This is a genomic window from Pseudomonas sp. 21615526 (assembly GCF_013386245.1).
Classification (GTDB): Bacteria; Pseudomonadota; Gammaproteobacteria; order Pseudomonadales; family Pseudomonadaceae; genus Aquipseudomonas.
The window spans coordinates 1-9,296 of record NZ_JACAOM010000045.1 but is presented as its reverse complement, the minus strand read 5'-3'; the positions used below and the strand labels follow the sequence as shown (position 1 = coordinate 9,296).

Genomic DNA, 9,296 nt, shown 5'->3' with positions numbered 1-9,296 from the left:
GAGCGGAACCATAAGCGGCCCTGACCCAAAAAACGGATATGTACTCAGTTCAAAAAGCCCGATAAGCCCGCATGAACAAACCAACCACTTCCTGCACATGCTCCTCGGCCGCCTCAGCGCTCAGTTGCCCCCCACACCCATACAACAAACAAAAATTCGCCGTCCCCTTGAGCAAGCAAAAAAAATGCTCCGCCGCGGTGAACGGCTTGGCAATACGCAATGCGCCACTCTGGTCGATCTTACCGAGCAGCCGCTCCATCCCCTGCAACATACGCATCGGCCCGGCCTCGAAAAAGATCTGCGACAACTTCGGATCCTGACTCCCGGAAGTCATCATCAACCGATGCAGGTTCACCGACTCCTCGCTATTGATCAGCACATGAAACCCGCGGGCGATATTGAGCAGCACCTTCTCCACCGGCACACCCTCGGGCAGCTCGAAATACATCACCGGTAACTGCTCTTCGCACTTGGCAACCACCGCCGCCGAGAACAGCGTCTCCTTGTCGGTGAAATGGCTGTACACCGTCAGCTTCGACACCCCGGCCTCCACTGCCACGGCATCCATGCTGGTACTGGCATACCCATTACTCAAAAACAGGATCTTCGCCGCATCAAGAATCGCCTGGCGTTTTGCCATGTCCTTGGGACGCCCGGGGCTATTGGTGTTCACAGGATTGTCGGACATTTTCACTTTATTACTGGACTGGTGAGTTTGGTATTAATAACATACTGGCCAGTATAATTATTCCTAGCACCATTAGCGAAAGGTCCTTCAGCATGCGCAGCTATCTCCTGCCACTCGCGTTGCCTGCCAGCTTGTTATTCCTGTTGGCTGCCTGTGGCCATGAAGAAGCGGCGCAAACCACCGTCCGCCCGGCCATGGTGGTTCAGCCAGAGCCTTCGGCGCAGGCTTCCGACAGCTACCCGGGCGAGGTGCGTGCACGCTATGAACCCGACCTGGCCTTTCGCATTGGCGGCAAAGTCAGCCGACGACTGGTGGAGGAGGGCGAGCGCGTCAAGGCCAACCAGCCCCTGGCCGAACTCGACCCTCAGGACGTACGCCTGCAACTGGAAGCCACCCGCGCCCAGGTCGCCGCTGCCGACGCCAACCTGAGCCTGGTACGTGCCGAGCGTGACCGCTACAAGACCCTGATGGACCGTCAGATGGTCAGCCGCTCCCAGTACGACAATTCCGAAAACCTCTACCGCTCCGGTGAAGCACGCCTCAAGCAGATCAAGGCCGAATTCGACGTGGCCAATAACCAGGCCGGTTACGCCGTGTTGCGCGCACCCCAGGATGGCGTGGTCGCCAAGCGTGCAGTGGAAGTCGGCCAGGTGGTGTCGGCCGGCCAGACCGTATTCACCCTGGCCACCGATGGCGAGCGGGAGGTGTTGATCAGCCTGCCGGAGCAAAGCTTCGGGCGTTTCAAGATTGGCCAGCCGGTGTCCGTGGAACTGTGGAGCCAGCCCGACCAGCGCTTCAACGGCCGCATCCGCGAACTGTCGCCGGCTGCCGATCCAAAGTCGCGAACCTTCGCCGCCCGCGTCGCGTTTACCGGCGGCAAAGTGCCTGCGGAACTGGGGCAGAGCGCTCGCGTCTTCATCCAGGCTGACGGGGTGATTCCCCTGGCGGTGCCGCTGTCTGCCCTGAGCGCGGAGAACGGCGCGTCCTACGTCTGGGTGGTGCAGCCCGACAATACCCTCAAGCGCACACCGGTGCGGATCGGCGCCTTTGGCGAGAAAACCGTGCCGGTGCTGGAAGGCTTGAACCCCACTGATTGGGTGATCGCCGCCGGTGTGCATGTACTCCATGAGGGCCAGCAAGTGCGCCCGGTGGATCGCGCCAATCGAGTGGTAAGTCTGGCGGCCAAGGAGTAGTCCCCGATGGGTTTCAATCTTTCCGAATGGGCGTTGCGTAATCGCCAGATCGTACTGTTCCTGATGATCCTGCTGGCAGTGGTCGGCACCTTGTCCTACACCAAGTTGGGACAAAGCGAAGACCCGCCGTTTACCTTCAAGGCCATGGTGATCAAGACCAACTGGCCAGGCGCCACGGCCCAGGAAGTGTCGCGCCAGGTCACCGAGCGTATTGAAAAGAAATTGATGGAGACCGGCGACTACGAGCGCATCGTCTCCTTCTCGCGGCCCGGTGAATCCCAGGTCACCTTCATGGCCCGGGACTCGATGCACTCCGCAGAGATCCCGGACCTCTGGTACCAGGTGCGCAAGAAAATCAGCGATATTCGCCAGACCCTGCCACCGGATATCCAGGGCCCGTTTTTCAACGATGAATTCGGTACGACCTTCGGCAATATCTACGCCCTGACCGGCGATGGCTTTGACTACGCCGTGCTCAAGGATTACGCCGACCGCATCCAGATTCAGCTGCAACGGGTGCCGGATGTCGGCAAGGTCGAACTGCTGGGCTTGCAGGACGAGAAGATCTGGATCGAGCTGTCCAACCTCAAGCTCGCCACCCTCGGCCTGCCGCTGGCGGCCGTGCAGCAGGCGTTGCAGGAACAGAACGCGGTGTCCACCGCCGGCTTCTTTGAAACCCCGAGCGAGCGCGTGCAGTTAAGGGTGTCCGGCAACTTCAAGACCGTTAAGGAGATTCGCGACTTCCCGATCCGCGTCGGTGATCGTACGTTCCGTATCGGTGACGTGGCCGAGATTCATCGTGGCTTCAACGATCCACCGGCACCGCGCATGCGCTACATGGGCGCCGACGCCATCGGGCTGGCCGTGGCCATGCGTGATGGTGGCGACATCCTGGTGCTGGGCAAGGCCCTGGAAGGCGAATTCTCACGCCTGCAGAAGAACCTTCCTGCCGGTATGGAACTGCGCAAGGTGTCGGACCAGCCGGCAGCGGTAAAAACCAGTGTCGGCGAATTCGTCCAGGTGCTCGCCGAGGCCCTGGCGATTGTGTTGCTGGTGAGCTTTTTCTCTCTGGGCGTGCGCACCGGCATGGTGGTCGCCCTGGCGATTCCGCTGGTGTTGGCCATGACGTTTGCCACCATGTATTACCTCGGCATCGGCCTGCACAAAATCTCCCTCGGCGCGCTGGTGCTGGCGCTGGGCTTGCTGGTGGACGATGCGATCATCGCCGTGGAAATGATGGCGATCAAAATGGAGCAAGGGTACGACCGGCTCAAGGCCGCCAGTTTCGCCTGGACCAGCACAGCCTTCCCGATGCTCACCGGCACCCTGATCACGGCCGCGGGTTTCCTGCCGATTGCCACGGCGCAATCGAGCACCGGTGAATACACCCGCTCGATCTTCCAGGTGGTGACCATTGCGCTGCTGGCCTCGTGGGTCGCCGCCGTGATGTTCGTGCCGTACCTGGGGGAAAAACTCCTGCCGGACCTGGCGAAGATTCATGCGGCCAAGCATGGCACCGACGGGCCGGATCCCTACGGCACACCCTTCTATCAGCGCGTAAGACGCCTGGTGGAATGGTGCGTGCGTCGGCGCAAGACGGTGATCGTCCTGACCTTGCTGCTGTTTATCGGCTCGGTGGCGCTGTTCCGCTTTGTGCCCCAGCAGTTCTTCCCGGCTTCCGGGCGACTGGAACTGATGGTCGACCTGAAACTGGCTGAAGGCGCCTCCCTGAGCAATACGGCTGACCAGGTCAAACGCCTTGAAGCCTTGCTCAAGGAACATGCAGGTATTGAAAATTATGTGGCCTATGTCGGTACCGGTTCGCCACGTTTCTACCTGCCGCTGGACCAGCAACTGCCGGCCGCCAGCTTTGCCCAGTTTGTGGTGTTGGCCAAGACCATCGAGGAGCGCGAAAGCTTGCGCACCTGGCTGATCGAAACCCTCAACGAACAATTCCCGGACCTGCGTTCGCGGGTTACGCGGCTTGAAAACGGCCCGCCGGTTGGCTACCCCGTGCAGTTCCGGGTAACGGGCGAGCACATCGAAGAAGTCCGGGCCCTGGCGCGGAAAGTGGCGGCCAAGGTTCGCGAAAATACCCACGTGGTCAACGTGCACCTGGACTGGGAAGAACCGAGCAAGATCGTCTACCTCAACGTTGACCAGGACCGCGCCCGTGCCCTCGGCGTGAGCACCGCCAACCTGTCGAAATTCCTCCAGAGTTCCCTCACGGGCTCCAGCGTCAGCCAGTACCGTGAAGACAACGAGTTGATCGAAATCCTGCTGCGCGGCACGGTGCATGAGCGCACCGAGCTGTCGCTGCTGCCAAGCCTGGCGGTGCCGACCGACAACGGCAAGAGCGTGGCGCTGTCGCAGATCGCGACCCTGGAATACGGCTTTGAGGAAGGCATCATCTGGCACCGTAATCGCCTGCCGACCGTGACCGTTCGCGCCGATATCTACGGCAAGGAACAACCGGCCACCCTGGTGCAGCAGATCCTGCCGACCCTCGAAGGCGTGCGCGCTGAACTGCCGGACGGCTACCTGCTGGAAGTTGGCGGCACGGTCGAGGATTCCGCCCGTGGGCAGAACTCGGTCAAGGCCGGTGTGCCGCTGTTTATCGTGGTGGTGCTGACCTTGCTGATGCTGCAATTGCGCAGCTTCTCCCGCACCGCGATGGTGTTTCTCACGGCGCCCTTGGGCCTGATCGGGGTGACACTGTTCCTGCTGGTGTTCCGCCAGCCCTTTGGGTTCGTGGCGATGCTGGGGACCATCGCGCTGTCGGGGATGATCATGCGTAACTCGGTGATCCTGGTGGACCAGATCGAGCAGGACATCAAGGCCGGCCTGGCTCCCTGGCAGGCGATTATCGAGGCGACCGTGCGGCGCTTCCGGCCGATTGTGCTGACGGCGCTGGCGGCCGTACTGGCGATGATCCCGCTGTCCCGCAGCGTGTTCTTCGGGCCGATGGCCGTGGCGATCATGGGCGGCTTGATTGTTGCGACGGCATTGACCCTGTTGTTCCTGCCCGCGCTGTATGCGGCGTGGTTTCGGGTCCGCAAGGAGGCGGTGTAAGGCTGCGAGTGGCAGGGGTGTCCTGTAAGGAAATGCCTCTGGTCATTCACACATAGACGCAAACTGCGACCCTGGGCGACGGAACGTTTGCCCGTGGTGCTCCACTCAGAATTGTCTGATTGACAGACGTCGTTGTCGAGGCCGCAAGCCTGCGGTCCCGATGAACAACAATGAGTTCATGGAGTGTCATATGTTTATTTTGTCTGCCCTGGCAGCTTTCAAAGGTGCTTTCCTGGGGTCACTGCTGGGCAATCTGTTGCCTGGTTCCAATAAAGAAGCTGATACGGCGCGACCGCACAAGCCCGGCCATGGACGGCCCGGTTTCAATCACGGCCATCACTCCCGACCAACGGGGCCTGTCCTGCCTGCGCGGCCCAAGCCGTATCACCAGGCGCCGGTGCATGAGGCCCACCAACCCTACCAGAGGTCATCGGCACTCTTTCCGATCCATCGATAGCCGCTGACTCGAGGCAGCCCGGGAACCACTCGGGCTGCCTTGCCACTCAGAGGGGGCTTTTGATCCTAAATATCGAGGAGTGCGTATGATTTTTCCAATACTGGTTTCACCACTGCACCTGTTGGGGGCTGTATTTGGAATAGGGCCGAATTTCGGTCGGTCCAATGGCAATGGCCAGCCCGAGATCAACATTAATATCAAAACCGAAAACAACACCACCAACAGCAGCAACAGCAATGCCGTGGGTAGTGATTTGCCTTGTAAGTGCCGCTATTAAAAAAAACGCCCTGAATAGTTCAGGGCGTTTTTAGTTGCCGGGTATGGTCTACAGCGCGCCGAACACCTTCTTGGCCAAGCTGGTGGCAGCCGCCGCCGGGTTCTTGCGAATGGTTTCTTCCTGCTGGGCGATCATCTTGAACAGCCCGTCCAGCGCCTGTTCGGTCACGTAGCTTTCGACATTGGCGCTCTTGGCATCAATGGCGCCAAAGGTGGCGGCCTTGCCGGCGAGCGCGTTGTACTGCTGGGCCACGCCGACCTTGTCGGTAGCGGCCTTGACGATCGGCAGGAACTTGGCCCGGATCTCGTCACGGCTGCTTTTGTTCAGGTACTGGGTGGCCGAGTCCTGGCCGCCGGTGAGGATGCCCTTGGCATCGGTCACGCTCATGTTTTTCACCGCGTTTACCAGGATCGGCTGGGCCTGGGTGACAGCAGACTCGGCCGCCTTGTTCATGCTGGTTTCAAGTTGCGTGACCTGGTCACCCATGCCGAACATTTTCAACTTGTCAGCGACTTTGCCCAACTTGCCCGGCAGGCCGATCTTCACTTCGGGGTTGTTGCTGAAACCACCGGGCACACCCAGTTGTTTCACGGCAATCTGTGCGCCTTGGGTCAGTGCATCCTTGAGGCCGCCGGTGGCGTCGCCCTGGGACAGGCTGCCGAGGGACAAGGCCATGGCGTTGGCACCGAGCAGCAAGCCGGCGCACAGGGCAGTGAGGCGAAGGGAGTTACGGAGCATGGGCGCTTCCTTATGTTCGATATTTTAATCAGTGTGCAACCGCATCCACGCGCAGGCGCAGCGGTTGTGGGTCCTGGCCGTTCAACTGCACGGAGTGCCGTTCGGTGGTGATAAACAGTAGCTTGCCCTCCAGTTCGATGCGAGCGCTCACCGAGTAACTGTGGCCAGGCTTGACCTGGGTCGGGTCGTAGCTCAGATGAAAGGGCAGCGGCACCTGGCCTTTCACCGGGCCTTTCTGCTCGGCCAGGGTCACGGCCGGGGCATCCATCAAGGACACATCCTGCAGGGTCACACTCAAGGTGGCGGCGGGCGGCAGGGCGATGCGTTGCAGGTAGAACACTTCGCCATCGAGGCTGGCTTTGGGCGCGGGGCTCATGGTCTGGCAGGCTCCCAGCAGGGCGGTCAGGCCCAGGAGGATGATTTTTTTCATGGTGCAGCTCCTTGTCAACGGCGCCAGAAACACCCTGGCGCCTCGGTCACTCTAGTGTGTTTCTTCGGGTACCACAGGCTGGTCTGGCGCCTCTTCGCTGCGATGCAGTGCGACCTGGCGAATCGACAGGCGAATCTCCGCGGGCAATACGCGTTTGGCTGCACCTTCGGCCAGCTCACCCAGCAGCGGGTGATAGCTCAGTTTGCCGGCCTCGTCGCGACGCAGCACATCTTGCTCCAGCAGGGTCTGGATAAAATGTCGGAAAAGGCTCTTGTCGAAGAACTCCGGGGCATTCAGGCCGTGCAGGATCGACAGGCGCTGGGCCATGACCGTGCACAGGTCTTCCAGCTCTTCGGCGCTGATGCTGTTCTGGCCGCTGTTGAGCAGCAGCGAGATCGCCATGTAGAAGCGTTGCAGGGTCTGGGCGATGCTCTTGGACAGCAGGGTCAACAGCACAAACTGCCGTGAGCTCGGCGCCGGGCGCAGGTACACGTCGTTTTCAAAACGCAGCAGGCCTTGTTCGACGAAGGCTTCGAGCCACTGGTCGACCACCGCGTCCAGCTCGTCCAGGGACCAGCGGATAAACAGCTCCGATTGCAGGTACGGGTAGAGCGCACGGGTATAGCGCAGGATCTGTTCGCGGCTCATCCGCGAGCTGCTCTGGAAGAAACTTGCCAGCAGCGCCGGCAGGGCGAAGATGTGTAGCACGTTGTTGCGGTAGTAGGTCATCAGGACGGCGTTCTGCTCGTCCAGGTAGAGGATCTTGCCCAGTGCATCGCTCTGTTCCGACAGCAGGTGCATGTCCTTGACGTGCTTGATCAGCGCCAGGCCGTCGCCTTCCGGCAGGGTGGTGTGGGGCGAGTAGGGCACCTTGCGCAGCAGTGCCAGGTACAGATCCAGCTGGCGCGCCATCGCCTGTTCGTCCAGGGCCAGGCGGGTGGTGGACAGCAGCGCGAGGGCCACCAGGTTCACCGGATTGATCGCCGCCGCTTCGTTCAAGTGTTGCGCCACCCGTTCGCCGAGGCGGTTGGTGGTTTCGTTGAGCCACGCCGGCTTGTAGTTCGGGCCCAGCTCCTGGGAGCGCCAGTCGGGCTGCTCGCTGTCGAGGAATTCAGCCAGCTTGATCGGTTCGCCGAAGTTCACGGCGACCTGGCCAAAGCGCTGCTTGAGGGCGCCGACCACTTTGAAAATATCGAAAATCGACTCTTTCTTCTTGCTCGCACCGCGCAGTTCGCCCAGGTAAGTGCGGCCTTCCAGCACCCGCTCATAGCCGATGTACACCGGCACGAACACGATGGGCATGCGCGAGGAACGCAGGAAGCTGCGCAGGGTGATCGCCAGCATCCCGGTCTTCGGTTGCAGCATGCGCCCGGTGCGCGAGCGTCCGCCTTCGACGAAGTATTCCACCGGGAAACCCTTGGTGAACAAGGTGTGCAGGTATTCGTTGAACACCGAGGTGTACAGCGGGTTGCCCTTGAAAGTACGGCGCATGAAAAACGCCCCGCCACGGCGCAACAGGCTGCCGATCACCGGCATGTTCAGGTTGATCCCGGCGGCGATGTGCGGCGGGGTCAAGCCATTCTTGAACAGGAGATAGGAGAGCAGCAGGTAGTCGATATGGCTGCGATGGCACGGTACATAGATCACCTCGTAGCCCTGGGCGACCTTTTGCACACCTTCGATGTTGTTGACCTTGATGCCGTCGTAGATCTTGTTCCAGAACCAGCTCAGCACCACTTCGAGGAAACGGATGGCGGTGTAGGTGTAGTCCGAGGCGATCTCGTTGCCATAGCGCAGGGCCTGGGCCTTGGCTTTCTCGGGGGTGATTTTCTCGCGTTCGGCCTCGTCGAGGATCGCCTGGCGTACCAGTGGCATGTTCACCAGGCCCTTCACCAGGTTGCGCCGGTGGGACAGGTCGGGGCCGATCACTGCGGTTTTCAGGTTGCGAAAGTGCACCCGCAGGATGCGCTGGGCCATGCGCACGGTGCGTTCGTGGCCTTTATTGTGCTCGATCAACTCACGCAGGTTGATGGGCGCGGAGAATTGCACCCGGGTCTTGCGGCCCAGGATCAGGATGCTCAGCAGCCGGCGCAGGCGGCCGGTGACGGCCCAGCTGTCGGCGAACAGCAGTTTCCAGGGGCTGGACTCGCTGTCGGGCGACTGGCCCCAGAACACGCTGACTGGAATGATCTGTGCATTCTCTTCGGCGTGTTCGGTGAGCACATCCACAAGGCGGGTCAGGGTGGGTGGGGCGCCACGCTTGTCCTGGCGCCCCAGCCAGTCGGGGTCGGGCGTCAGGTGGAAGAAGGCCGCCGGCTCCATCAGCGGGCCGACCGACACCGGCAGCACCGGGCGCGGCAGGCCGGCCTTGGTACATTCGGTATCAACCACCGCCAATTCGGTGAGGGATGGAGATTGCAGGACGGAAAACACCGGACGAC

Annotated in this window: 6 protein-coding genes; 2 read left to right on the top strand and 4 right to left on the bottom strand. The window is 61.1% G+C overall.

The features are described 5' to 3' along the window. Positions 1-49 precede the first annotated feature (49 nt). Positions 50-688: a TetR/AcrR family transcriptional regulator gene (locus HX786_RS14975; RefSeq protein ID WP_008430503.1), complete on the bottom strand. Its 639-nt coding sequence runs from the start codon at positions 686-688 to the stop codon at positions 50-52. Positions 689-780: 92 nt separating this feature from the next. On the opposite strand from HX786_RS14975, the gene HX786_RS14970 reads away from it, so the two are divergent. Both HX786_RS14970 and HX786_RS14965 read left to right on the top strand, forming a co-directional pair. Next, complete coding sequence (locus HX786_RS14970; RefSeq protein ID WP_177039661.1) at positions 781-1,881, top strand: efflux RND transporter periplasmic adaptor subunit; 1,101 nt, start codon at positions 781-783, stop codon at positions 1,879-1,881. A 6-nt stretch (positions 1,882-1,887) separates the two neighbouring features. Then, the gene (locus HX786_RS14965; protein ID WP_178912276.1) at positions 1,888-4,953 is read left to right on the top strand and encodes an efflux RND transporter permease subunit; all 3,066 of its coding nucleotides are present in this window, start codon (positions 1,888-1,890) and stop codon (positions 4,951-4,953) included. 782 nt (positions 4,954-5,735) lie between these two features. Here HX786_RS14965 and HX786_RS14960 read toward each other — a convergent pair. The 3 genes from HX786_RS14960 to plsB all read right to left on the bottom strand — a co-directional run. Next, on the bottom strand, positions 5,736-6,425 hold the full coding sequence (locus HX786_RS14960; protein ID WP_003219356.1) for a DUF4197 domain-containing protein: 690 nt from the start codon (positions 6,423-6,425) through the stop codon (positions 5,736-5,738). A 28-nt stretch (positions 6,426-6,453) separates the two neighbouring features. After that, positions 6,454-6,855 (bottom strand): YbaY family lipoprotein, encoded by a 402-nt coding sequence (locus HX786_RS14955; RefSeq protein WP_003219355.1) that lies wholly within the window; start codon positions 6,853-6,855, stop codon positions 6,454-6,456. Between the two features lie 51 nt (positions 6,856-6,906). Beyond that, positions 6,907-9,296 (bottom strand): glycerol-3-phosphate 1-O-acyltransferase PlsB (plsB, locus tag HX786_RS14950; RefSeq protein WP_178912275.1); only part of this gene is annotated, 2,390 nt, incomplete at its 5' end.